Genomic DNA, 23468 nt, shown 5'->3' with positions numbered 1-23468 from the left:
GGTGGTGGTTTCTGGGGCCGCTTTGCGGCCCAATCGCCGGCAAGCCAGCTCCCACAGGTACTGCATCGGCCTCAAGCATTGTGCAGTACCTGTGGGAGCTGGCTTGCCGGCGATTCGGGGGCGCAGCCCCCGCCTTCAGAAAGTCACGCCGGAAATCAGCGCGATGTTGCTGTAGGGCTGGCACTCGCCGGTGCGCACTACCGCACGGGCACTGCGTGACAATGCCTTGAAATCTTCATGGCTCAGCCATTCGCGCTTGCCCAGCTTGCCCTTCAGCCGCTCGATTTCGACCAGCGCCGGCGGCACCACTTTCTGCATCTCTTCGGCCAGCACATGGCGCTCTACCTGCAACTCGCTCAGCACAGCCCGCAACACGCTGGCGAAGTCCGGCAGGCCAGGCGTGACGGCCAGGTCGATCAGTTCGACGCCCAGCGGCACCGGCAGCCCGGCATCGCCGATCACCAGGATGTCACCATGCCCCATGCCGGCGATGGTCCGCGACAGGGCAACGTTCAGCAGCGGGGTTTTCTTCATGGCGCAAGCTCCGCCAGGTAGGGAATCGACGGCTGGGCGCCGGCGCGGGTAACCGACAGGGCTGCGGCGCGCTGGCCGAGAGCGATGGCTTCGCCCTCACCCAGGCCGCGCACCAGGCCTGCGGCAAAGCCGCCGATGAAGGTGTCGCCGGCTGCCGTGGTGTCCAGCGGCTGCACCACAGGCGCGGGGAAGTGCTGATGGCCCTGCGGGGTGACCAGCAAGGCACCTTGCGCGCCCAGGGTAATGATCACTTTGCCCGCGCCCAGTTGCAGCAAGCGCTCGCCGGCACGTCGGGCGCTCTCCAGGTCAGTCACCGCCACGCCGGTCAGGGCTTCGGCCTCGCTTTCGTTGGGCGTCAGGTAGTCGATGCGGGCGAACCAGTCCGCCGGCAAGGGGCCGGTCGCCGGCGCCGGGTTCAGGATCACCCGCTTGCCCAGCTCGCGCCCCCTGGCCAGCGTCCAGGCCACGGTGTCGGCCGGTACTTCAAGCTGGCAGATGATCACTTCGGCCGCCTGCAGCAGCGCATCGAATCGCTGCACCGACTGCGGCGTCAGCAGGCCGTTGCCACCGGGGATGATGACGATGCAGTTCTGGCTGGCGGCATCCACGGTGATCAGCGCCACACCGCTGGACACGCCCTGGCAGGTGGTGACGCCCTGGCAGTCGATGCCTTCCACATACAGGGCCCGGTGCAGTTGTCGACCATAGTCATCGTCGCCAACGTTGCCGATCATCGCCACGCTGCCACCCAGGCGCGCCACGGCCACTGCCTGGTTGGCCCCCTTGCCGCCCGGCACGGTGAAAAAGCTTTCGCCGGGGAGTGTTTCGCCGGCCCGGGGCAGGCGCTGCGCGCGGGCCACCAGGTCCATGTTGAGGCTACCGACCACCACAACCTTGGCATTCATGACATTTCCTTAGCATCAGCGGTAATCGTTGAACAGGTCCGGGCGCGGCCCGGTGGACTCGCGCAGCACAATGCGCGGGGCGACGATGCGTTGCTCTGCCGCGCCCTGGCGGGGGGTGCCGATACGCGCCAGCAACAGCGACGCGGCGCTCTCGCCCAGCTCGCGAATCGACTGGCCCACCGTGGTCAACGGTGGGTACACGTAACGGCTGAGCTCGATGTCGTCGAAACCGATCACCGACAGCTCGCCGGGCACGTTGATATTGCGTTCAGCCGCGGCACGCAGCACACCGAAGCCGATCATGTCGTTGCCGGCAAAAATCGCCGTAGGCCGCTTGCCCTCCAGCAGCCGGCCTGCGGCTGCATGGCCGCCGGGGCTGGTGAAGTCGCAGTGCAGCACGCGGTCGCTGCGCACCGGCACACCGGCTTCGGCCATGGCACGGCGGAAGCCGCTCAGGCGCAGCTGCGTCACACCGGTCTCGGCGGGGCCGCCGATGTAGGCGATGTCATGGTGACCAAGTTCCAGCAGGTGCTGGGTGGCCAGGAAGGCGCCCTGCTCGTGGTCGATGCGCACCAGGTCGGCATCGACACCGTCCAGTTCGCGGTCGACGATCACCATGGGCGTGCGCACGCAAGCCAGGCTTTGCAGCAGGTCGCTGTCCTGCCCTACCGAAGCCACTACCAGGCCGTCGATGCGTTTTTCCAGCAGTACACGCAGGTAGCTGCGCTGTTTCTGCGGATTGTCGTCGGAGTTGCACAGGATCACGCAGTAGCCGTTGCGTTCGCAGGCGTCTTCGATGCCCCGCGCCAGCTCGGCGAAGTACGGGTTGACGCTGTTGGGTACCAGCAGGCCGATGGTGGCCGTGCTGCGCGCCTTCAGCGAGCGGGCCACGGCGCTGGGTACGTAGTCGAGTTCGGCGATGGCGGCTTCGACTTTCAACCGCACCTGCTCGCTGACCGGCCGAGTCTTGTTCAGCACATGGGACACGGTGGTGTAGGAAATGCCCGCCAGTGCCGCGACGTCTTTGATGGTTGCCATGTTTTCAGTTCCGCCGGCCTGCACGCCGGCTACGGTAAGTGTCGAGCACCACGGCGATGACGATCACCGCCCCGGTGATGATGCGTTTGGTCGGTTCGCTTGCACCGATCTGCGCCAGCCCTGCGGCCAGCACCGAAATGATCAGCACGCCAAAGAAGGTGCTGATGACCGAGCCGCGCCCGCCCATCAGGCTGGTGCCGCCAATCACCACGGCGGCGATCACCTGCAGCTCCAGGCCGGAGCCGGCATTGGGGTCGGCGGCTTCCAGGCGCGAGATCTGGAACAGCGCGGCCAGGCCGGCGAGCAGGCCCATCAGGGCGAACACCAGCACCTTGTACGGGCGCGGGTCGATGCCGGCCAGGCGCACGGCCTCTTCGTTGGTGCCGATGCCGATCAGGTAGCGGCCGAACACCGTGCGAGTCAGCACCAACTGGGCCAGCACGATCACCAGCAAGGCGATAATGAACGCCGGCGAGATGCCGAATGCGATGGGGTTGGAGAACCAGGCATAGGCATCGCCGATATAGGCGGTGCGCGAGTCGGTGAACTGGTAGGCCAGGCCGCGGGCCATTTCCAGCACCCCGAGCGAAACGATGAACGACGGAATGCGCCAGGCCACGGTGACGCCGCCGGTGATGCTGCCGGCCAGCGCTGCCACGGCCATGCCCAGCAGGGCTGAAGGCAGCACGCCCCAGCCCCAGCCGAGGATCGCCACGCTGACCGTGGAGGCCGCCAGCGCCAGTACCGAGCCCACCGACAGGTCGATGCCGCCGATGATCAGCACGAAGGTCATGCCCACCGCCAGTACCATCAGGTCGGGGATCTGGTTGGCCAGGGTACTGAAGGTGTTGTACGACCAGAAGTGGCTGCTGAGGAACGAGAACAGCACGATCATCGCCAGCAAGGCGCCGGCCAGGCCCAGGTAGGTACCCAGGCCAAGATAGGTGCCACTGCGGCGCACCGGTGCGGCGCCTTGGCTGTCGAGCGGGGTGGTTTTCATGCATCCATCCTGGGAGCTGCTTCATGCAGCAGTGCGTCACGTTTCTGATAACCGGCAAAGGCCGCGGCCAGCAACTGGTCCTGGCTCCAATGGTCACGCTCGAAGGTGTCGATCAGGCGACCGGCCGACAGCACGGCGATGCGGTCGCATATCAGCATCAGCTCGCGCAGGTCGCTGGACACCACCACCAGGGCCTTGCCCTGGCGCGCCAGCTCGGCCAGCAGGCCATAGATGTCGAACTTGGCGCCGACGTCGATGCCACGGGTGGGCTCGTCGAACAGCAGCACCTGGCAGTCGCGCTCCAGCCAGCGGCCGATCACCACCTTCTGCTGGTTGCCGCCAGACAGCTCGCCTACCACCTGCTGCGGGCCGGCACTGCGAATGCGCATGGCCTGGATCTGGCGTTCGGCCAATGCCGCTTCGGCTTCGCCATCGAGCACCCCGGCCCGTGAAACCGCGCCGAGATTGCCCAGGGCGATATTCGCGCTGATCGACTGTGTCAGCAGCAGGCCCTCGCCTTTGCGGTCTTCGGTGATCAGCGCGATACCGGCCTGCACCGCAGCCTTGGGCGAGTCGATGGTGACAGCCTTGGGCGGCTGGCCGAGGGCGATGCTGCCGCTGTCGGCACGGTCGGCGCCGTAGATCAGGCGCAGCAGTTCGGTACGGCCGGCACCGATCAGGCCGGAAATGCCGAAGATCTCCCCTGCCCTGACCTCGAACGACACTTCACGCACCTTGTCGGCACGGCTGAGCCTGTCGACCTTGAGCAGCGGCGCGCCGATCTGCCGGCGGCCCAGGTCGATATGCTCGCCCAGCTCGCGGCCGACCATCAGGTTGACCAGTTCGGCGCTGCTATAGCGCTGTATCGGCTCATCGCACACCAGTTTGCCGTCGCGCAGCACGACGATGCGCTGGGCCACGCGCTGCAGTTCTTCCAGGCGATGGGAGATGTAGACGATGGCCACGCCACGTTGGCGCAGGCGCTCGATCTGGGTGAACAGCAGCTCCACTTCGCGCGCGGTGAGCATGGCGGTGGGCTCGTCGAAGATCAGCACATGGCAGTCGCCAATCAGGTTGCGGGCGATCTCGACCATCTGCTGATGGCCGATGCCCAGCTCGCCGACCGGGGTGTCCGGGTCGATGGCGTCGAGGCCGACCTGGGCCATGGCGGCCGTGGCCAGTTGGCGCAGGCGCTTCTGGCTGATCCAGCCGAAGCGGCCGGGCAGGTTGTCGAGGAACAGGTTTTCCGCGACGGTCAGCGTGGGCAGCAGGTTGAGTTCCTGCATGACCATGCGCACGCCAAGGCGCTCAGCCTCGCTGCGGCTGCCAGGCGCGTAGGCCTGGCCGCGGTAGCGCATGTGCCCGGTGGTGGGGGTTTCCAGCCCACTGATGAGCTTGGACAAGGTGCTCTTGCCGGCGCCGTTCTCGCCGGTCAGGGCCAGCACTTCGCCGGCACGCAGGTTCAGGCTGACCTCGCCGAGCACGGGCTGGGCGTAGGTCTTGCCCAGGCCACTGGCGGCGAGCACTACTTCGTTGGCCGATGCAGGCATGGCCGTTTCTCCTGCCAGCGATCAGGGTTTGGTGATGAGTTGGACCGGGGTCTGGATGACGTTGTCGGCATCCACGTCGGGTTTCTCGCCCTTGACCATTTTCAGCGCCGCCTGGATGCCGTACACCGCCTGCTGGCTGGCCGCCTGGTCGAGGGTGGCAAGCACACGGCCATCGGCGAGCATCGGCTTGATGGCGTTGATGTTGTCGTAGCCCACCACTTGCACCTGGCCGGTCTTGCCCGCGGCACGCACGGCCGACACCGCGCCCAGGGCCATGCTGTCGTTGCCGGCCAGCAGGGCTTTCAGGTCGGGGTATTCGTTGAGCATGGAGGCGGCGACGGCGTTGCCTTTGTCGATTTCCCAGTTGCCGCTCTGCACCGATACGATCTTGATCTGCGCGGCGTCCATGGCGTCCTTGAAGCCGGCGGTACGCTGCTGGGCGTTGGTGGTGGTCGGCACGCCTTCGATGATGCCGACCTGGTCGCCGGCCTTGAGCTTCTCGTTGGCCAGGTAGTCACCCACCAGGCGCGCGCCCTTGCGGTTGTCGGGGCCCACGAAGGGTACGCTGATGCCTTTGCTCTTGAGCAGTTCAGGGTCCAGGCGGTTGTCGATGTTGATCACCACAACGCCCTGGTCCATGGCCTTCTTCACCGCCGATACCAGCGCCTTGGAGTCGGCCGGGGCAATGACCAGGGCCTTGGCGCCCGCGTTGACCATCTGCTCGACGATGCGGATCTGCTCGCCGGTGTCGGTCTCGTTCTTGATGCCGTTGGCGATCAGCTCGAATTCATCGGCGTGGGCTTTCTGGTAGTCCTTGGCGCCGTCTTCCATGGTGCGGAAGAACTCGTTGGCAAGCGACTTCATGACCAGGGCGACCTTGGGCTTGTCTTCGGCGTGGGCGGGGGAAAATGGCAGGGCCAGGGACAGCGAGGAAATGACCGCGAGGGCCAGCAGACGACCGGGGAACGGCAGTTTCATGGACGATGACTCCGAATCTTGTGTTTTTTGTCGGATCGCAAACGTTTGCGTTGCCTAACTATGGAAACAGGACCGGGGTTTGTCAAATCCGTTTGGCTGTCGGAGGTCAAGTCGAGCTTGGCGCAGTTTATCCGGATTTTTTCCGAAAAGCCGAACGTCTTTTCCTGCATTTGTTCGGAATCTCGAATGGAACGCACCTTCATGTGGGGGCGGCCTTGTGTCGCGATGGGCTGCGCAGCAGCCCCGGCAATTTGTGCATTTGCCCGTGAATCCGGGGCCGCTACGCGCCCCATCGCGACACAAGGCCGCTCCTACAGGCAGCGCACACATGCCTGGTACGAAACCTGCCTTGCACCCTGTGCGACAAAACAACCATCTCATTAGGAAGAGAGAGAACAATAACGATGAATGCCGCACTGAAAATCTTCGCCCCCAGCGCACTCGCCGTGCTGCTGGCCATTCCAGCCACCGTTTCGGCCAAAGAGGCTGAAACCCAGCAGAAGCTGGCCAACGTGGTCATCCTCGCCACCGGCGGCACCATTGCCGGCGCTGGCGCCAGCGCCGCCAACAGCGCCACCTACCAGGCCGCCAAGCTGGGCGTCGACAAACTGATCGCCGGCGTGCCGGAGCTGGCCGACCTGGCCAACGTCCGCGGCGAGCAGGTCATGCAGATCGCCTCTGAGAGCATCTCCAACGACGACCTGCTCAAGTTGGGCAAACGCGTTGCCGAACTCGCCGAAAGCAAGGACGTCGACGGCATCGTCATTACCCACGGCACCGACACCCTGGAAGAGACCGCCTACTTCCTCAACCTGGTGGAAAAGACCGACAAGCCGATCGTGGTCGTCGGTTCGATGCGCCCGGGTACCGCCATGTCCGCCGACGGCATGCTCAACCTTTACAACGCCGTGGCCGTGGCCAGCGACAAGCAGTCGCGCGGCAAGGGCGTGCTGGTGACCATGAATGACGAGATCCAGTCCGGGCGCGATGTCAGCAAGGCAGTGAACATCAAGACCGAAGCCTTCAAGAGCGCCTGGGGCCCGATGGGCATGGTGGTGGAAGGCAAGTCGTACTGGTTCCGCCTGCCGGCCAAGCGCCACACGGTCAACTCCGAGTTCGACATCAAGCAGATCAGCAGCCTGCCGCAGGTGGATATCGCCTATGGCTATGGCAACGTCACCGACACCGCCTACAAGGCACTGGCGCAGAATGGTGCCAAGGCCCTGATCCATGCCGGTACCGGCAACGGCTCCGTGTCGTCGCGGGTGGTGCCAGCGCTGCAGGAGCTGCGCAAGAACGGCGTGCAGATCATTCGCTCATCGCACGTCAACCAGGGTGGCTTCGTGCTGCGCAACGCCGAGCAGCCGGATGACAAGAACGACTGGGTCGTGGCCCATGACCTGAACCCGCAGAAAGCGCGGATTCTGGCGATGGTAGCGATGACCAGGACCCAGGACAGCAAGGAGCTGCAGCGGATCTTCTGGGAGTACTGATCGCCAGCTGCCCCCTGAAATGCAAACAGCCCCGCTGCCCAGGCGGGGCGTTTGCTGTCTGACTGTTGCGAAATTACTTACGGTGAAATACTGTATGCGCATACAGCAAAAACAAGGAAACACTTGTGTCCAGCACCGCCTCCGCCACCCCAAGCAGCTATGAACAACTGGGTATGCGCATTCAGAAAATCATCAACAGCCCTACTGCCCAGCGCAGCCGTGCAGCGTTGATTTTCCGTCTGGAGCAGGAAACCCCGGAAGATTGGGAAACCCTGCTAGAGGAAATCGCCGAAAACGATAACGTCACCCTCGCCCACCGCGACGATGGCGGCGTGCAGATTTTCTGGACGGTACCGAAGGAAGACTGACTGCATTCAGCCTCAAGCCAAGGCCTGCAGGTAGGCGCTGGCTTCGCGGTAACGCGCCAGCCGTGCCAGGTCGGTGGGGCTTGGGCACGGGATGCGCGAAAGGTCGCTGTTGTCGGCCAGATCGGCCAGCTTGACGGTGCGCGCCAGCGGGTCACCGCCCAGGCGCACCACGAAGTCCTGGTAGGCCTCGCCCTCACGGCGGCTGAGCGCCAGCAAGGCGGCAAGGATTTTCAGCGCGAAACCCTCGCGCGCCAGGTCGGACAGGGTCAGCGGGGTGTCTTCGATCACATCGTGCAGCACCGCGACAATCCGTTGTTCGGTTGTGGAAACCCGCATCATCACGCGTAGCGGGTGGAGGATATAAGCGGCCCCACCCTTGTCGTATTGCCCTTCATGCGCCCTGGCGGCCACGGCAATGGCCCGCTCCAGTGTAGACATGAGGCCCTCCCCGTTCGGCTTCTTCCTGACAAGCATAGCCAAAACTGTGCGGACAATGTCTAGCGCGCGTTAGCCTGCTCGAAATCCGGAAGCTGGCGCATGCCCTGTAGGAGCGGCCTTGCGTCGCGACGGGCTGCAAAGCAGCCCCGGGATTCGGCATCACAGCAGATTCTGTGGGGCTGCTTCGCAGCCCGTCGCGACACAAGGCCGCTCCTACAGCCCCCACTCACACAGAGTTTTCAGCGCGCTGCGCCGTGCTGGATCACCACCGAATCGGTACCCAGCTTGGCCATTACCTCGGCCTTGCGCGCTTCGGCTTCCTCACGGGTGGGGAATGGCCCCATCAGCACCACCGGCTTGCCGTCGCGGTACTCCACCGAGGACGGGATGCCCTTTTCGATCAGGCGTGCAGTCATGTCGCTGAGCGCGCCCATGTTTGCACCCTGGATCACTTCCACATCCCAGCCTTGCGGGGCCGGCTGGCCAGCCAGGGCCTCGGCGCGGCGCTGCAGCTCGGCGCCGCCGCACATTTCGCGGATGCGCAGGTTGTTGCCGCTGTCGTCGACGATGATTTCGTACTGGCCATCGCGCTTGATGGCCACGTAGCTGCGGTAGGCCTCGTACTGCCCGGCATCATCCTTGCCACGGACCTGGCCGCAGATGGTGCCCTGGGTGTCGATCCGCACGTTGCCGAACTTGGCGGTCTTGGGGTTGTGCAGGTGTTCGGCCACCTGTTTGTGCACGCCTTCGACCTCGTTCTCACAGCCCGCCAGGGCGAGCACTGCCATTACCACAGCCAGTTTGCGCACGCGTGTACCTCCAGATTCGAAGGGGCGGATTCTAGCACGCCGGGCAATGCCCCGAACCGCGACCAAACGTTACACGCTGCTTCATGCGCACAGCAAAAAGGGCGATCATTGCTGATCGCCCTTTTTCGATTTGGTAGGCACAATTGGACTCGAACCAACGACCCCCACCATGTCAAGGTGGTGCTCTAACCAACTGAGCTATGTGCCTGTCGTGTGGTGCGCATATTAGTGATCGAATGCGCACCTGTAAAGCGTTTTTTTCAGAAAAATCAAAAACTTTGCGAATTCGTGCATAAGGGCCTGCTGCGCAGCACCAGGCCGCGAGAACCCAATGAAAAAAGGGGTGACCCTTGCGGATCACCCCTTCTTCGATTTGGTAGGCACAATTGGACTCGAACCAACGACCCCCACCATGTCAAGGTGGTGCTCTAACCAACTGAGCTATGTGCCTGTCGTGTGGTGCGCATTCTACCCATTCCAAAAACCCTGTCAACACTTTTTTTCGCGCTAACCTACTGAATCTTAAACTCTTTATAGAAAAGTGCGCTGGCGGGGACCGAGTAAAGGATTTTCAACGGACGACTAGCGGGTGTTTATTATTATTGATAGCATCGGTACATTCGTTAAAAATATAAAACACGAGGTTCCTGCAGCATGGCTAACACCCCCTACCCCCAGTCCTACTACGCCGCCTCGGCCAACCCGGTGCCGCCACGTCCGGCGCTGCAGGGTGAGGTGGAAACCGATGTGTGCATCATCGGCGCCGGCTACACCGGCCTGTCCAGCGCCCTGTTCCTGCTGGAGAACGGCTTCAAGGTGAGCATCGTCGAAGCAGCCAAGGTCGGCTTCGGCGCATCGGGCCGCAACGGCGGCCAGATCGTCAACAGCTACAGCCGCGACATCGACGTCATCGAGCGCACCGTCGGCCCCAAGCAGGCTCAGCTGCTGGGCCACATGGCCTTCGAAGGCGGGCGCATCATTCGTGAGCGCGTGGCCAAGTACAACATCCAGTGCGACCTGAAGGACGGTGGCGTGTTCGCTGCCCTCACCAGCAAGCAGATGGGCCACCTGGAGTCGCAAAAGCGCCTGTGGGAACGCTTCGGCCACAACCAGCTGGAGCTGATGGACCAGAAGCGCATCCGCGAAGTGGTCGCCTGCGACAACTATGTGGGCGGCATGCTGGACATGAGCGGCGGCCACATCCACCCGCTGAACCTGGCCCTGGGCGAAGCCGCTGCGGTCGAGTCGCTGGGCGGCATCATCTATGAGCAAACCCCGGCCGTACGCATCGAGCGCGGCGCCAACCCGGTGGTGCACACCCCGCAGGGCAAGGTCCGCGCCAAGTTCATCATCGTCGCCGGCAACGCCTACCTGGGCAACCTGGTGCCGGAGCTGGCCAGCAAGTCCATGCCATGCGGCACCCAGGTGATCACCACCGAACCGCTGGGCGACGAACTGGCGCGCACCCTGCTGCCGCAGGACTACTGCGTCGAGGATTGCAACTACCTGCTCGACTACTACCGCCTGACCAGCGACAAGCGCCTGATCTTCGGTGGTGGCGTGGTGTACGGCGCGCGTGACCCGGCCAACATCGAGGCGATCATCCGTCCGAAGATGCTCAAGGCATTCCCGCAACTGAAGAACGTGAAGATCGACTACGCCTGGACCGGCAACTTCCTGCTGACCCTGTCGCGTCTGCCACAGGTTGGCCGTATCGGCGACAATATCTACTACTCCCAGGGCTGCTCGGGTCACGGCGTGACCTACACCCACCTGGCGGGCAAGGTGCTGGCCGAGGCCATGCGTGGCCAGGCCGAGCGTTTCGACGCCTTCGCCGGCCTGCCGCACTACCCGTTCCCGGGTGGCCAGATGCTGCGCGTGCCGTTCAGCGCCATTGGCGCCTGGTACTACAGCCTGCGCGATCGCCTGGGCTTCTGATGTAGGCAGGGCTGGCCTCTTCGCGGGTAAACCCGCTCCCACAGGGACATCACCGGACCTGAGGGCAGCGGGTTTCCTGTGGGAGCGGGTTTACCCGCGAAAGAGCCGGTACAGACAAAGCTATTGGTTCAGGCTACTCACAGCCTGCTTCGCCGCAATCTCCTGCCCCGCCCGGGCCAGTTCATCGGCAGCCTGCAACCAGCGCTGGCGGTCCATCTGGGCTGGCAGCTGCCGAGGTGGCTGCACCAGCACCGCCCAGCTCCCAAGCTTCGCCCACGCCGAGGCAAAGTCATCGAACGCCATCAACTGCCGCCGGTGCATGCCCGAGCGCAACAGCACCCGCTGCTTGTAGCGGTCGTAGCCGATCAGCACGGCGTAGCGTGGCTCGCTCCACCAGGCCGAACCATCCTCGTAACGCAGCAGCACCGGGTTGCCCGCCGCCACCTGGGTCAACAGCGCGTCCAGCTGCTTGTCCAGCGGATACACCACCATGCCGTAGTCGCGCGCCACCCGGGGGATGCCGGTGTCCAGAGCCTCGGCGCCCTGCGGCAGGTTCAGCGGCTTGTCCAGCAGCCCCGGCGTGATCGGAGCCCCCTGTTGCGACAGTACCGCCGCCAATGCCATGGCCCCGCTGTGGTTGGCATTGCCACGGTAGAACGGCACGCTGCTGATCTCGACCCGCTGCGGCAGGCCCTTGAGGTTGCCGGAGGGTGCGCTGGCGCAACCGGCCAGGCTGGCTGCAACCAGGCAGGCAGCCAGCAGCCGACGAGGGATGGTCTTGAAGGAAGGTTGCTGCATGGACACTCGCTTGCTCCAACGCCAGGCAGGCAGCGCCCGGCTCTGGCCACCGATCATAGGTCGGACAGCGGCGCGGGTATAGTCCGACACCGCTTAGGAGCAAATCGGACCAAGCAATAGACCTTTGGTCAATGGAACGTCACAGGCGAAAGACTAGACTAAAGCAGTGTCTGGAAGGCCAGCGTCGGCGACCGAGCGCGGCCCGTAGAGATGGAGGCACAGATGAGCCTGACCATGGCAATCCTCATGCTGGTTGGCATGTGGCTGAGCGTTGCAGCCGCCATGCTGTGGGGTGTACTGCGTATCGTGCGGCGTCATTCCCACCACCACCTGCCACCGCAGGCCCCCGCCAAGCCACAGCCTGTGCGCCGGGCGCGGCGGCATGCCGGGGTGCACTGATTCAGAGATTTCCGAGGCCCATTCGCGGGTGAACCCGCTCCCACAAGGTCCTCCACTGCCTTCAGAAACGGCGGGGACCTGTGGGAGCGGGTTCACTCGCGAACGGGGCGCAAGCGCCCCGCTTTTTCACATCAACCTTCAGCCGCCTCACGCTTCAACCGTGCCCGACGGGCCAGGATGTTGAGGATCTCGATCGCCGTCGAGAAGGCCATGGCCGCGTACACATACCCCTTCGGTACATGGGCGCCGAAACCTTCGGCGATCAGCGTCATGCCGATCATGATCAGGAAGCCCAGGGCCAGCATCACCACGGTCGGGTTGTCGTTGATGAAGTTGGCCAACGGGTCGGCGGCCACCATCATGACGATCACGGCAGTGATAACGGCAATGATCATGATAGGCAGGTGCTCGGTCATGCCCACGGCGGTGATGATGCTGTCGACCGAGAAGACGATGTCCAGCAGCAGGATCTGGAAGATCGCCGCGGCAAAGCCCAGGGTAACCGTCGACGACACCTTGGCTTCTTCCTTGGCCCCGTGCGGGTCGACGTTCTCGTGGATTTCCTTGGTCGCCTTCCACAGCAGGAACAGGCCACCGGCAATCAGGATCACGTCCTTCCAGGAGAAGGCATTGCCGAATACTTCAAACACCGGGTCCGTCAGCTGGACGATCCAGGCCACCGTGCTGAGCAAGGCCAGGCGCATGACCAGGGCCATGCTGATACCGATACGGCGCGCCTTGGAGCGGTACTCCACCGGCAGCTTGTTGGTCAGGATGGAGATGAAAATCAGGTTGTCGATGCCCAGCACGACTTCCATGGCCACCAGCGTAGCCAGGGCAACCCAGGCGGTAGGGCTAGCGACGAGTTCCAGCAAGTATTCCATTGTTCAAATCCTGCAGCAGCGGTTGGGGGTCAGATTTCCTGGGTGTCTTCTTTCTTGTCGGCGTCCTTGGGCTTTTGCCCTTCGCTGCCGATGGCCTCGCTCAACGCCTGCTGTGCGGCCTTGTTGGTGTCGTCGATGGCCTGCTTGGCCGACTGCGCGGCCTGGTCGAGCATCTGCTGGGCGGATTTCTCGGCCTGCTCGCAACCGGCCAGGGTGAACAGGGCCAAGGCCAGCACCAGCGGCGTGCCGATGGATTTTAGTTGCAGCATGGGTTCCTCGCTTTTCATGTTCCGGCGGCGCACACGGCGCCTGATGGAGTCGCATTCTAAAGAGCGCAACACATCCGGAAAATTCGTATTTTCAGCGGTTATACTTCGGTTTTTACGAATCCGGAACGATACCGATGCTCAACTATCGGCAGTTGCACTACTTCTGGGCCGTGGCCAAGACCGGCAGCATCGCCCGCGCCAGCGAACAGTTGAACCTGACCCCGCAAACCATCAGCGGTCAGATCAGCCTGTTCGAGCAGACCTATGGCCTGGAGCTGTTCCAGCGCGTGGGGCGCCAGCTGGAACTGACCGAAACCGGGCGCCAGACGCTGATCTATGCCGAGCAGATGTTCCAGCTGGGTAGCGAGCTGGAGGCCATGCTGCGGGCCGGCCCGCAGGAGCAGATCCTGTTCCGCGTGGGCGTGGCGGACGTGGTACCCAAGTCCATCGTCTACCGCCTGCTGGCACCGACCATGGAGCTGGACGACGTGCTGCGTATCAACTGCCGCGAAGACAAGCTCGAACGGCTGCTGGCCGACCTGGCGATCCAGCGCCTGGACCTGGTGATTTCCGACAGCCCCATGCCCAGCCACCTGGACATCAAGGGTTATAGCCAGAAACTGGGCGAGTGTGGGTTGAGCTTCTTCGCCACCCCGGCGCTGGCACACCGCCTGGAAGGCCCCTTCCCCGCCTGCCTGCAGGATGCGCCATTGCTTATCCCCGGCCAGGAAACCGTGGTACGCAGCCGCCTGCTGCGCTGGCTGGGTGAGCAGCAGGTGCAGCCACGCATCGTGGGCGAGTTCGATGACAGTGCCTTGATGCAGGCATTCGGGCAGTCGGGCAGCGGCATCTTCGTCGCGCCCAGCGTGATCGCCGAGGAGGTGTGCCGCCAATATGGCGTGGAGCTGATCGGGCAGACCGAGGCGGTGCACGAGTCGTTCTATGCCATTTCGGTGGAGCGCAAGGTCAAGCACCCGGGGATCGTGGCGATTACCGAGGGGGCACGACGAGAGTTGTTTCACTGGTAACAGGCAGAATTGACGCCCCCGCGTTTCAATGGTCATATGCCCGCCAGTTTCAGGTGCCCTGCGCCGCCGCGCGCAGGGTGAAACGGGAAGCCGGTGCGTCGTGTTGCCCACGACAAGTCCGGCGCTGCCCCCGCAACGGTAAGCGAGCGAACCCTTCGAGATACCACTGTGCACATGCATGGGAAGGTGAAGGTTTCATGCCCCTCGCAAGCCCGGAGACCGGCCTGGAGCTTCACTTGGCAACCCGCGGTGGGCGGGCGCAGGCCGGTATCCGTGCGTGCGCCTGCGTGCACGGTGCGCCTTTGCGTGTTTTCCACCGGGATCCATTCATTCCTGCAGTAGTGGAACGACATGTCCCGTATCTTCAAGCTTCACCCCTTGGCGGCCTGCCTGGCCGTTTCCCTGCCGGCCCTGGCCGATGACCTCGAGCGACAACCACTGGCCCTGCCTTCCACGGCCATCACCGACACCCTAGACAGCCACGCCATCGACCTGGCCACACCGACCCAGGCTGGTTCGCGCCTGGGCCTCAGCGCCCTGGAGACACCGGCCAGCACCAGCAGCATCAGCGCCGAGCAGATCCAGCAGCGCAACAACCTCACTGTGCAGGACGCGGTGACCCGCTCAGCGGGCATCAGCTACATCGGCTCCCCGGGCGACGGCGGCACGGGGCTGTCCGCCCGCGGCTTTACCGGGCACGGCTCGGTGATGACCTTGTTCGACGGCGCACGCCTGTACACCGGTGCCGGCACCCAGACGTTCCCGGTCGACCCGTGGATGGTCGAGCGCATCGATGTCATTCGCGGCCCGGCTTCGGTGCTGTATGGCGAAGGCGCCACCGGGGCGGTGGTCAACGTGATCCCGAAAAAGCCGTTTGCCGGCGAGGTACGCAACCACCTGCGCCTGGGCTACGGTTCGTGGGACCGCCAGCAGCTCGGCCTGGACAGCGGCGGCAGCCTCGGTGAGCGCCTGAGCTACCGCCTGGCCCTGAACCAGCAAACCGGTAACGGTTGGGTCGACCGCACCCCGTCACGCAGCCTGGCGCTGAGCGCCGCGCTGCGCTTCGATGCCAGCGACGACCTCAGCTTCACCCTCGCTCACGACCGTGGCGATGCGCAGACTGCCAACTACTACGGCACCCCGCTGATCGACGGCCACTACCGCAGCAGCCTGCGCAAGAAGAACTACAACGTGCAGGACGACGTGCAGCATTACGTCGATGAATGGACCCGCCTGAATACCGACTGGACGTTGAACGATCACCTCAGCGCCAGCAACCAGCTGTACTACATCAAGAGCCGCCGTCACTGGCGCAATGCCGAGGAGTACAGCTGGGATGCAGGGCGCCAGCAGTTGCTGCGCGGCAGCTATCTGCAGATCAAGCACAACCAGGAACAGTTCGGCGACCGACAGGCCTTCACCCTCGACCACAGGCTGTTTGGCCTGGCCAGCAAGACCGTGGTCGGCGCCGAGTACAACAAGGTCCGCTTCAACGTCGACAGCAACGCGCCCTACAACGATGTGGGCGGTGACTACGTCGACCCTTGGCAGCCGCAACCAGGCTGGTTCCACAGCGCGTCGCCTCTGCGCCCGCAAACGCTCTCTACCACCCACACCTTTGCCCTGTTTGCCGAAAACCGCCTGCAGTTGAGCGATCGCCTGTCGCTGGTCACCGGCGTGCGCCGCGACCAGAACCACATCGACCAGGAAAAACTGACCACCGACAGCCGCAGCGACCGCAGCCTGCAAGGCGGCAACTGGCGTGCCGGGCTGGTGTTCGCGGTCAGCGACGACCTGTCGCTGTATGGCCAGTACTCCACCAGCGAGGATGGGGTCGACAACCTCATCAGCCTCAGCGCCAACCAGATGCACTACGACCTGACCGAGGCCAGGCAGACCGAAGTGGGCCTGAAGCAGCGCTTCTGGGAAGGGCGTGGCGAATGGACATTGGCGGCCTACCACATCGTCAAGAAGAAGCTGCTGGTGGATGACCCGGTCACCCACGAGAAGCAACAGGCTGGCCAGCAGACGTCCGACGGCCTGGAGGCAACCCTGGAACTGGCGCTGGCGCACCAGTGGCAGGTGTCGGCCAACGCGGCGATCGTGCGCGCAAGGTACGACGACTTCGACGAAATGGTCGGCGGCGTGGCGCAGGATCGTGCGGGCAATCGCCCGGCCAATGTCCCGCGGCGTACCGCCAACCTGTGGCTGAGCAAAGGCTTCGGCCAGCGGCTGGAGGCCGGCATTGGCGCGCGTTATGTGGACGAGCGCTATGCCAATACCGCCAACACCCAGAGCGCCCCCGGCTACACCGTGGTCGATGCCGACATCGGCTGGCAGGTGTTGCCGGATGTGCGGCTGGGGTTGCAGTTGAACAACCTGTTCGACCGTGAGTATGTGCAGTCGGCGTTCAGTGGCCAGCAGTGGCTGATGGGGATGCCACGGTCGTACTTTGCGACGGTGGATTACAGCTTCTGATCTGAACTGCCTGCACCGGCCTCTTCGCGGGCTTGCCCGCTCCCACAGGAGTACCGCTGCCCTCAGGCCCGATGAGAAACCTTTGTAGGAGCAGCCTTGTGCTGCGAAGAGGCCATAACTGCCACAGAAAAGCTTCTGTCATGCCGCCCCCTTCGCAGCACAAGGCTGCTCCTACAGGTCCGCTGGGTAGCCGCGAAGAGATCGCTCAACACAGAAACCACTACCCGACGCCGAACAAATAGTTATAAGATAACGTTTCAGTTGACATCCATTCCTATCAGCGACCTCCCATGACAAGCGCCAGCGCCAACCCCACCCTGGTCACCCAGCGCCTGCAGAGCATCGACGCCCTGCGCGGCCTGGTAATCCTGTTCATGCTCCTGGACCACGTTCGTGAAACCTTCTTCCTGCACCGCCAGGTCAGTGACCCGATGGCCATTGATACCACCGAGCCCACGCTGTTCTTCAGCCGCACCCTGGCCCACCTGTGCGCGCCGGTGTTCGTCTTGCTGACCGGCCTTTCAGCCTGGCTGTACGGCGAGAAACACCAGGGCCGCGGCGATGTCTCGGCATTCCTGTTCAAGCGCGGGCTGTTCCTGGTGGTGCTGGAGTTCACCCTGGTCAACTTCGCCTGGACCTTCCAGCTGCCGCCCAGCGTCATCTACCTGCAAGTGATCTGGGCCATCGGCGTGAGCATGATCGCCCTGTCGCTGCTGGTGTGGTTGCCACGTGCCGCCCTGATCGCCGCGGGCGCAATCATCATCGCCGGCCACAACCTGCTCGATGGCCTGCACTTCGGCGTCGAATCCGCCCTGCACGTGCCATGGGCGATCCTGCATGACCGGGGCTGGCTGGAGTTCTCCGAAAACCTGCGCCTGCGCACCTCCTACCCGGTGCTGCCGTGGATCGGGGTCATCGCCCTGGGCTACGGCCTGGGCCCTTGGTTCGCCCGTGCCAGCGAGGCCGGCCAGCGTCAGCATCGCCTGCTGCTGGCCGGGCTGATCGCGCTGCTGGGCTTTGTCGTGCTGCGCCTGGTCAACGGCTACGGCGAGGCGCCGTGGAGCGTTTACCCGACCGTCACGCAAACCCTGATGAGCTTCTTCAACATCACCAAGTACCCGCCATCGCTGCTGTTCCTGGCCCTGACCCTGGGCTGTGGCCTGCTGTTGCTGCGCGCCTTCGAACGCGCCGGCCAGGCCCGCTGGATCAGTGCCCTGGCGGTGTTCGGCGCGGCACCGATGTTCTTCTACCTGCTGCACCTGTATGTGCTGAAGCTGCTGTACCTGGCCAGCGTGGCGCTGTTCGGCCGCAACCATGGTGACTACTTCGGCTTCGATGACATCGCCGCGGTGTGGCTGGGGGCAGTGCTGCTGGCAGTTTCGCTGTACCTGCCGGTGCGCTGGTTCGCCCGCCTGAAGGCGCGGCGGCGCGACATCACCTGGCTGAAGTACTTCTGAAAAGCGTTTTCACCCGGCGGCACGATGGTCTACCATGCCGGCCGCCGGTTTCCACCACGGAATCAATAGGGAATCCCAGGCCCGCCAATTCGGGCCAAACGGAACTGCCCCCGCAACTGTAGGTGCCGAGCCTGCTCCATCAATGCCACTGGGCCACGAACCCGGGAAGGCCGGAGCCAGGCCGTGACGCACCAGTCAGGAGACCTGCCGGCCCACATTCACCAACCGGCGGGGTGTCCGGGATTGGCCATCAGTGTTGCCCCTGCCGCCAGTTGGGGCTCGGCGATGCCTGTCCGTGCGTTCCTCACCCGAACTGTCCGATAGGAGATCGCCCAGCATGCTGCCCCGTTTTGCCACCCTGCTCGCCGGCCTCGGCCTCACCGGCCTGGCCCAGGCTGCTGCCACCCACTACCCGCTTACGGTCGACAACTGCGGCAAGCCGCAAACCTTCGCCCAGGCGCCGCAACGCGCGGTCACCATTGGCCAGGCCAGTACCGAGATGCTCTACGCGCTGGGGCTGGGCGACAAACTGGCGGCCACCTCGCTGTGGTTCAACAATGTGCTGCCCGAGTACCAGGTACAGAACGCCAAGGTGCCGCGCCTGGCCGACAACGAGCCCAGCTTCGAGGCGGTAGTGGGCAAGCGCCCGCAACTTGTGACGGTGCAGTTCGAATGGATGGTCGGTGCCCAGGGGGCGGTCGCCACCCGCGAACAGTTCGATGAACTGGGCATCCCCACCTACCTGCTGCCATCGGACTGCGAAGGCAAGGACAACCTGGTGGGTGCCGACGGTACTCGCCTGCAGGCGTTTCAGGTCGACACCCTCTACAAGAGCGTCAGCCAGCTGGCGGCAATCTTCGACGTGCAGGACCGTGGCACAGCCCTGAATGCCGAGCTCAGAGGCCGCCTGGACAGTGCCAAGGCGCAACTGGCCGACAAGGACCTGTCCGCCACCTCGGCGCTGTTCTGGTTCTCCAGCGCCGATCTGCACATCGACCCCTATGTGGCGGGCCGCCAGGGGGTCGCCGATTTCATGCTGCGCACCCTTGGCGTGCGCAACGTGGTCGAGTCCAGCGAAGAATGGCCGACCGTAGGCTGGGAAACCCTGGCCAAGGCCAACCCCACCTGGCTGATCATTGCCCGCATGGACCGCCGCCGCTACCCCGCCGACGACTACCAGAAGAAGCTGGCATTCCTGCGTAGCGACCCGGTGACGCGCAACATGGACGCGGTGAAGCACGACCGCATCATCATCCTCGACGCCGACGCCATGCAGGCCGGCATTCGCTTGTTCAGCGGCCTGCAGACGCTGGCCGCCGCCTTCGCCAGCGGCAAAGCAGCCCAGTGATGATGCGCCTGCTACCCTGCATCGCCGTTGCCCTGGCCGCCCTGTTGGCGGCCCTGCTGGCCGGCACCGCCATCGGCGAAACCAACCTGTCGCCCGGCGTGGTCGGCCAGGTACTGGCCAACCACCTGTGGCAGGCCGGCTACCCGGTCGACCCGATCGACGCCGGCATCGTCTGGAACTACCGCCTGCCCCGCACCCTGGTTGCCGCGGCCTGCGGCGCCGGCCTGGCCACCTGCGGCGTGATCCTCCAGGCACTGTTGCGCAACCCGTTGGCCGAGCCTTACCTGCTGGGCCTGTCTGCCGGCGCCTCGACCGGTGCGGTGCTGGTGGGCCTGCTGGGCTTCGGCAGCCTGGCGTTGAGCATGTCCGGCGGCGCGTTCATCGGTGCCCTGGCAGCGTTCGCTTTGGTACTGTTGCTGGCCCGGGCAGCCGGCCCCAGCAGCAACAATGCCCAGGTGATCCTTGCCGGGATCGCCGGCTCGCAACTGTTCAACGCCCTTACCGCCTTCCTCATCACCATGTCGGCCACCGCCGAGCAGGCGCGCGGCATCCTGTTCTGGCTGCTGGGCAACCTCAGTGGCGTACGTTGGCCTTCGGTGTGGCTGGCCGTGCCAGTTGTACTGTTCGGGCTGTTGGTGTGCCTGTGGCATCGCCGTGCCTTGGATGCCTTCACCTTCGGTGCCGACTCGGCGGCGTCGCTGGGCATCCCGGTGTGGCGTACCCAGTTGCTGCTGATCAGCTGCGCGGCGCTGGTGACCGCGGTGATGGTGTCCATCGTCGGCGCCATCGGTTTTGTCGGGCTGGTGATCCCCCATGCCCTGCGCCTGCTGCTCGGCCCCGGGCACAGCCGCCTGCTGCCCGCCAGCGCACTGGGCGGGGCACTGTTCCTGATTGCCGCCGACATCCTGTCGCGCATCTTGATCCCTGGCCAGGTGATCCCCGTGGGCGTAGTCACAGCGCTGCTCGGCGCACCGGTCTTCGCGCTGATCCTGGTCAGCCGCCGGGGGCGCCCATGACGGTCATGACGGCGCTACAGCTGGCCCCCTTGAGTTGCCAGCACCTGGGGCTGCAACTGGCCGGCAATACCGTGCTCAGCGATATCGAACTGAGCGTTGTCGCCGGTGAAACCCTGGGCGTCGTCGGCCCCAACGGTTCCGGCAAGTCCTCGCTGCTGAAGGTGCTGGCCGGGCTGCGCAAGCCAGGCAACGGCAGCGTGCAGTTGCTGGGCGAACCGCTGGCACGGTTGCCCCGCCGCCGTGTCGCCCAGGCCTTGGCGCTGGTCGAACAGCAGGCCGACACCCTCGATGCGATCAGCGTGTTCGATGCCGTTGCCCTGGGCCGTACCCCCTGGCTGTCGGCGCTGGCGCCGTTCTCCGGGGAAGACCGCGCGATCGTCGAGCAGGCTCTGGCCGACCTCGACGCTTTGCACCTGCGCGCACGCCTTTGGGGGTCGCTGTCCGGGGGCGAGCGCCAGCGGGTGCACATCGCCCGAGCCCTGGCACAGCGGCCGCAGGTGCTGCTGCTGGACGAGCCGACCAACCACCTGGATATCCAGCACCAGCTGAGCCTGTTGCAACAGGTGCAGGCCCTGCCGGTGACCACCCTGGTGGCCCTGCACGACCTCAATCAGGCGCTCACCTGCGACCGCGTCGCGGTGCTCGACAAAGGCCGCCTGGTCGCCCTCGGCAAACCGCTGGAGGTGCTCACCCCCGAGCGCCTGCTGAACACTTTCGGCGTGCGCGCCCACTACCTCATCGACCCCTTCGACGGCGCGCACATCCTGCGTTTGCGCGCCCCCTGAACAGGAAGTTCTGCCCATGCCGCGCCCTGTCGCCCTGCTGCTCGCCAGCGCCCTGCTCGCGCCCCCTGCGCTGGCCGACTCCGCCCAGTCGCAAAGCAACGGTTTTGTCGAGGATGGCCGCTGGAGCCTGCTCAACCGCAGCGTATTCGACCAACGCGACTACAAGCATGGCGGGCGCAACAGTGCCGGGCGCAACGCCTACAAGCCACGCAATGAACGTAGCGGCAAGGCCGAGGAATGGGCCTATGGCCTGATGGGCACCTTCCGGTCCGGTTTCACCCAGGGGCTGATCGGTGTCGGGGTCGACGCCCACGCCTACCTGGGCGTGCAACTCGACAGCGGCGGCGGGCGCGTGGGCAAGGCACGCTTGCTCGGGGTGGATAACGAGGGGCACCCGAAGAACGAATACAGCCGTGCCGGCGCGGCATTGAAACTGCGCGTGTCCAATACCGTGCTGTCCTACGGCGAGCAACGGGTCAAGACCCCGGTGTTCAGTTCATCCGATAGCCGCCTGCTACCCGAGACAGCGACCGGGTTCTTCCTTGACAGCACCGAGTTCGACCACCTCAGGCTGGTGGCCGGGCACTTCAACGAAAACGCCGACCGCAATGCTTCCAGCCACGATCAAGGCTTCGTGGTGAACTACTCCAATGGCCGCCAAGGCAACAGCTTCGACCTGGCCGGCGTGGTGTGGAACCCCGGCGCCGCCTTCAGCGGTAGCCTGTACACCTCACGTTACCAGGACAGCTGGAACCAGCATTACCTGGGCAGCACCCTAAGCCATGCCCTGGATGAGCGACGCAGCCTCACCCTCGACCTCAACCTGTACCGCACCACCGACACCGGCAAGGCGCTGTCCGGGCGCATCGACAACACCACCTGGAGCCTTGTCTCGCGTTACGACCATGGGCCGCACGGTTTCAGCCTGGGCTGGCAGCAGGTGGACGGCAACACACCGTTCGACTACGTGACGCGAGGGGCGATCTTCATTGCCAACGCGGTGCAGATGTCGGACTTCAACGCGCCGAACGAAAAGTCGTGGCAGGCGCGCTATGACCTGAACATGGGCGCCTACGGCGTGCCGGGGTTGAACCTGACGGCGTTGTACGTGCGCGGGTTCGATATCGACGGCAGCCATGTCGACCCTGCGGGAGGGTATGCCTACCTGGGGTATGGCAAGGGGGGCAAGCATTGGGAGCGCGACCTGGAGGCACGCTATGTGGTGCAGAGCGGCAAGGCCAAAGGCACCACGTTTTCGCTGCGGCATAACGTGCATCGGGGCAATACGGCACAGGCGGAGCTGGATGGGGACCAGATACGCTTGGCGGTGGAATGGCCGTTGGGGGGTGGGTTCTGATGTATCGCGTTGCCTGAAAAATCCTGGTGCCGCGCAGCGGCCCGCAAAATCCATCAGGCGACCACAACTGCCGTATAATCGGCAGTACTCACTGCCCAACCAGGCCACACCATGCCTCGCCTCCAGAAGTTGCTGTTGCCCCTGCTGCTGACTGCAGCCCTCACCGCCTGCGACCAGAAACCCTCCCGCGAAGAACAGATCCTGGCCCAGCTGCCGCTGCAGGATGCCTACACGCACAACATCGAGCGCATGGCCGTGCTGCTCGGCCGCACGCACCCGCAGCTGTCGCAGGCGACCATCCAGGGCGTGCTGCGCAAGCACCTGACGGTCGAGGACCAGCGCCAGGACCTGTTCCGCCTGTACAGCGAAAAGAACTTCAGCGATGCCGAGTTCGCCACCATCGTCGAGGCCACCCAGGACCCGGCGAAGGCCCGCGCCCTGGAAGACACCGAGGCCGGCAAACGCCTGAGCGAGAAGCTCACTGCCCTGATGCGCGAATCGGCCCGCGACGCAAAGGTGCAGGCCTTGGCGCAGCAGCGCATGCAACAGGTTGAAGACGAGCTGGACGCGCTGGAAAACGCAGGCTCCTGAACGCAGT

23 protein-coding genes, 2 tRNA genes and 2 riboswitches are annotated in these 23468 nt (G+C 64.6%); of the genes, 12 read left to right on the top strand and 13 right to left on the bottom strand.

The window, feature by feature from the left end; all coding sequences use genetic code 11:
• Window positions 1-135 precede the first annotated feature (135 nt).
• Genes rbsD through CAG18_RS17695 form a run of 6 tightly spaced genes read right to left on the bottom strand, consistent with a single transcriptional unit; the run spans window position 136 to window position 6005 of the window.
• Window positions 136-534, bottom strand: coding sequence for a D-ribose pyranase (gene rbsD, locus CAG18_RS17720; RefSeq protein WP_085721280.1), 399 nt, complete (start codon window positions 532-534; stop codon window positions 136-138).
• Window positions 531-1439, bottom strand: coding sequence for a ribokinase (rbsK, locus tag CAG18_RS17715; protein WP_085721279.1), 909 nt, complete (start codon window positions 1437-1439; stop codon window positions 531-533). Before rbsK ends, rbsD begins: the two co-directional genes overlap by 4 nt.
• A gap of 15 nt (window positions 1440-1454) precedes the next feature.
• The gene (locus CAG18_RS17710; protein ID WP_085721278.1) at window positions 1455-2477 is read right to left on the bottom strand and encodes a LacI family DNA-binding transcriptional regulator; all 1023 of its coding nucleotides are present in this window, start codon (window positions 2475-2477) and stop codon (window positions 1455-1457) included.
• A gap of 4 nt (window positions 2478-2481) precedes the next feature.
• Window positions 2482-3477 carry an ABC transporter permease gene (locus tag CAG18_RS17705; RefSeq protein WP_015269786.1) on the bottom strand — a complete coding sequence of 332 codons (996 nt, stop codon included), beginning with the start codon at window positions 3475-3477 and terminating at the stop codon, window positions 2482-2484.
• Entirely contained in the window at window positions 3474-5027 is a 1554-nt protein-coding gene (locus CAG18_RS17700) for a sugar ABC transporter ATP-binding protein (protein ID WP_054572715.1), read from the bottom strand. The genes CAG18_RS17705 and CAG18_RS17700 overlap by 4 nt, the downstream gene beginning before the upstream one ends.
• 21 nt (window positions 5028-5048) lie before the next feature.
• Window positions 5049-6005, bottom strand: a complete 957-nt coding sequence (locus CAG18_RS17695) for a sugar ABC transporter substrate-binding protein (RefSeq protein ID WP_013971996.1) — start codon at window positions 6003-6005, stop codon at window positions 5049-5051.
• 404 nt (window positions 6006-6409) lie between these two features.
• Here CAG18_RS17695 and CAG18_RS17690 point away from each other — a divergent pair, with 404 nt between their 5' ends.
• On the top strand, window positions 6410-7498 hold the full coding sequence (locus tag CAG18_RS17690) for an asparaginase (RefSeq protein WP_015269784.1): 1089 nt from the start codon (window positions 6410-6412) through the stop codon (window positions 7496-7498).
• A gap of 125 nt (window positions 7499-7623) precedes the next feature.
• A complete protein-coding gene (locus CAG18_RS17685; protein ID WP_003260955.1) occupies window positions 7624-7866 on the top strand; it encodes a DUF1654 domain-containing protein in 243 nt (80 codons plus the stop codon).
• A gap of 12 nt (window positions 7867-7878) precedes the next feature.
• Here the strand turns inward: CAG18_RS17685 and CAG18_RS17680 are convergent, their stop codons facing one another.
• The 4 genes from CAG18_RS17680 to CAG18_RS17665 all read right to left on the bottom strand — a co-directional run bounded on the left by CAG18_RS17680 (window position 7879) and on the right by CAG18_RS17665 (window position 9564).
• On the bottom strand, window positions 7879-8304 hold the full coding sequence (locus tag CAG18_RS17680; protein WP_061302673.1) for an HD domain-containing protein: 426 nt from the start codon (window positions 8302-8304) through the stop codon (window positions 7879-7881).
• 239 nt (window positions 8305-8543) lie between these two features.
• On the bottom strand, window positions 8544-9113 hold the full coding sequence (locus CAG18_RS17675; protein ID WP_003260952.1) for an SPOR domain-containing protein: 570 nt from the start codon (window positions 9111-9113) through the stop codon (window positions 8544-8546).
• A 131-nt stretch (window positions 9114-9244) separates the two neighbouring features.
• Window positions 9245-9321, bottom strand: a tRNA-Val gene (locus CAG18_RS17670).
• Between the two features lie 166 nt (window positions 9322-9487).
• Window positions 9488-9564 (bottom strand) — tRNA-Val (locus CAG18_RS17665).
• Between the two features lie 203 nt (window positions 9565-9767).
• On the opposite strand from CAG18_RS17665, the gene CAG18_RS17660 reads away from it, so the two are divergent.
• Window positions 9768-11051: an FAD-binding oxidoreductase gene (locus CAG18_RS17660; RefSeq protein WP_013971994.1), complete on the top strand. Its 1284-nt coding sequence runs from the start codon at window positions 9768-9770 to the stop codon at window positions 11049-11051.
• A 120-nt stretch (window positions 11052-11171) separates the two neighbouring features.
• Here CAG18_RS17660 and CAG18_RS17655 read toward each other — a convergent pair whose 3' ends face one another.
• Window positions 11172-11906 carry a peptidase C39 family protein gene (locus CAG18_RS17655; protein WP_085721277.1) on the bottom strand — a complete coding sequence of 245 codons (735 nt, stop codon included), beginning with the start codon at window positions 11904-11906 and terminating at the stop codon, window positions 11172-11174.
• Window positions 11907-12071: 165 nt separating this feature from the next.
• Here CAG18_RS17655 and CAG18_RS27120 point away from each other — a divergent pair, with 165 nt between their 5' ends.
• Entirely contained in the window at window positions 12072-12248 is a 177-nt protein-coding gene (locus tag CAG18_RS27120; RefSeq protein ID WP_167506588.1) for a hypothetical protein, read from the top strand.
• Between the two features lie 131 nt (window positions 12249-12379).
• On the opposite strand, the gene CAG18_RS17650 is transcribed toward CAG18_RS27120, so the two are convergent.
• Window positions 12380-13132 (bottom strand): TerC family protein, encoded by a 753-nt coding sequence (locus CAG18_RS17650; RefSeq protein WP_003260907.1) that lies wholly within the window; start codon window positions 13130-13132, stop codon window positions 12380-12382.
• Between the two features lie 29 nt (window positions 13133-13161).
• On the bottom strand, window positions 13162-13401 hold the full coding sequence (locus tag CAG18_RS17645) for a hypothetical protein (RefSeq protein WP_085663444.1): 240 nt from the start codon (window positions 13399-13401) through the stop codon (window positions 13162-13164).
• A 134-nt stretch (window positions 13402-13535) separates the two neighbouring features.
• On the opposite strand from CAG18_RS17645, the gene nhaR reads away from it, so the two are divergent.
• The 8 genes from nhaR (at window position 13536) to CAG18_RS17605 (ending at window position 23461) form a co-directional block, all read left to right on the top strand.
• On the top strand, window positions 13536-14429 hold the full coding sequence (nhaR, locus tag CAG18_RS17640) for a transcriptional activator NhaR (RefSeq protein ID WP_013971990.1): 894 nt from the start codon (window positions 13536-13538) through the stop codon (window positions 14427-14429).
• 34 nt (window positions 14430-14463) lie between these two features.
• Window positions 14464-14672, top strand: a riboswitch (cobalamin riboswitch).
• Window positions 14673-14780: 108 nt separating this feature from the next.
• Window positions 14781-16907 (top strand): TonB-dependent siderophore receptor, encoded by a 2127-nt coding sequence (locus tag CAG18_RS17635; protein ID WP_085721276.1) that lies wholly within the window; start codon window positions 14781-14783, stop codon window positions 16905-16907.
• 290 nt (window positions 16908-17197) lie between these two features.
• Entirely contained in the window at window positions 17198-18364 is a 1167-nt protein-coding gene (locus CAG18_RS17630; protein WP_085721275.1) for a DUF1624 domain-containing protein, read from the top strand.
• A gap of 28 nt (window positions 18365-18392) precedes the next feature.
• Window positions 18393-18591, top strand: a riboswitch (cobalamin riboswitch).
• A gap of 110 nt (window positions 18592-18701) precedes the next feature.
• Window positions 18702-19712, top strand: coding sequence for an ABC transporter substrate-binding protein (locus CAG18_RS17625; RefSeq protein WP_015269777.1), 1011 nt, complete (start codon window positions 18702-18704; stop codon window positions 19710-19712).
• On the top strand, window positions 19712-20728 hold the full coding sequence (locus CAG18_RS17620) for an iron ABC transporter permease (RefSeq protein ID WP_015269776.1): 1017 nt from the start codon (window positions 19712-19714) through the stop codon (window positions 20726-20728). Before CAG18_RS17625 ends, CAG18_RS17620 begins: the two co-directional genes overlap by 1 nt.
• On the top strand, window positions 20725-21513 hold the full coding sequence (locus CAG18_RS17615) for an ABC transporter ATP-binding protein (RefSeq protein ID WP_015269775.1): 789 nt from the start codon (window positions 20725-20727) through the stop codon (window positions 21511-21513). Before CAG18_RS17620 ends, CAG18_RS17615 begins: the two co-directional genes overlap by 4 nt.
• 16 nt (window positions 21514-21529) lie before the next feature.
• Window positions 21530-22870, top strand: a complete 1341-nt coding sequence (locus tag CAG18_RS17610; protein WP_015269774.1) for an OprD family porin — start codon at window positions 21530-21532, stop codon at window positions 22868-22870.
• 111 nt (window positions 22871-22981) lie between these two features.
• Entirely contained in the window at window positions 22982-23461 is a 480-nt protein-coding gene (locus tag CAG18_RS17605; protein ID WP_085721274.1) for a hypothetical protein, read from the top strand.
• The last annotated feature ends 7 nt before the right edge of the window (window positions 23462-23468 follow it).

Source organism: Pseudomonas sp. B22(2017), from assembly GCF_002113105.1.
Classification (GTDB): domain Bacteria; phylum Pseudomonadota; class Gammaproteobacteria; order Pseudomonadales; family Pseudomonadaceae; genus Aquipseudomonas; species Aquipseudomonas asiatica.
Note: the sequence above shows the minus strand (reverse complement) of the source record. Positions and strands in the feature narration are given on the sequence as shown.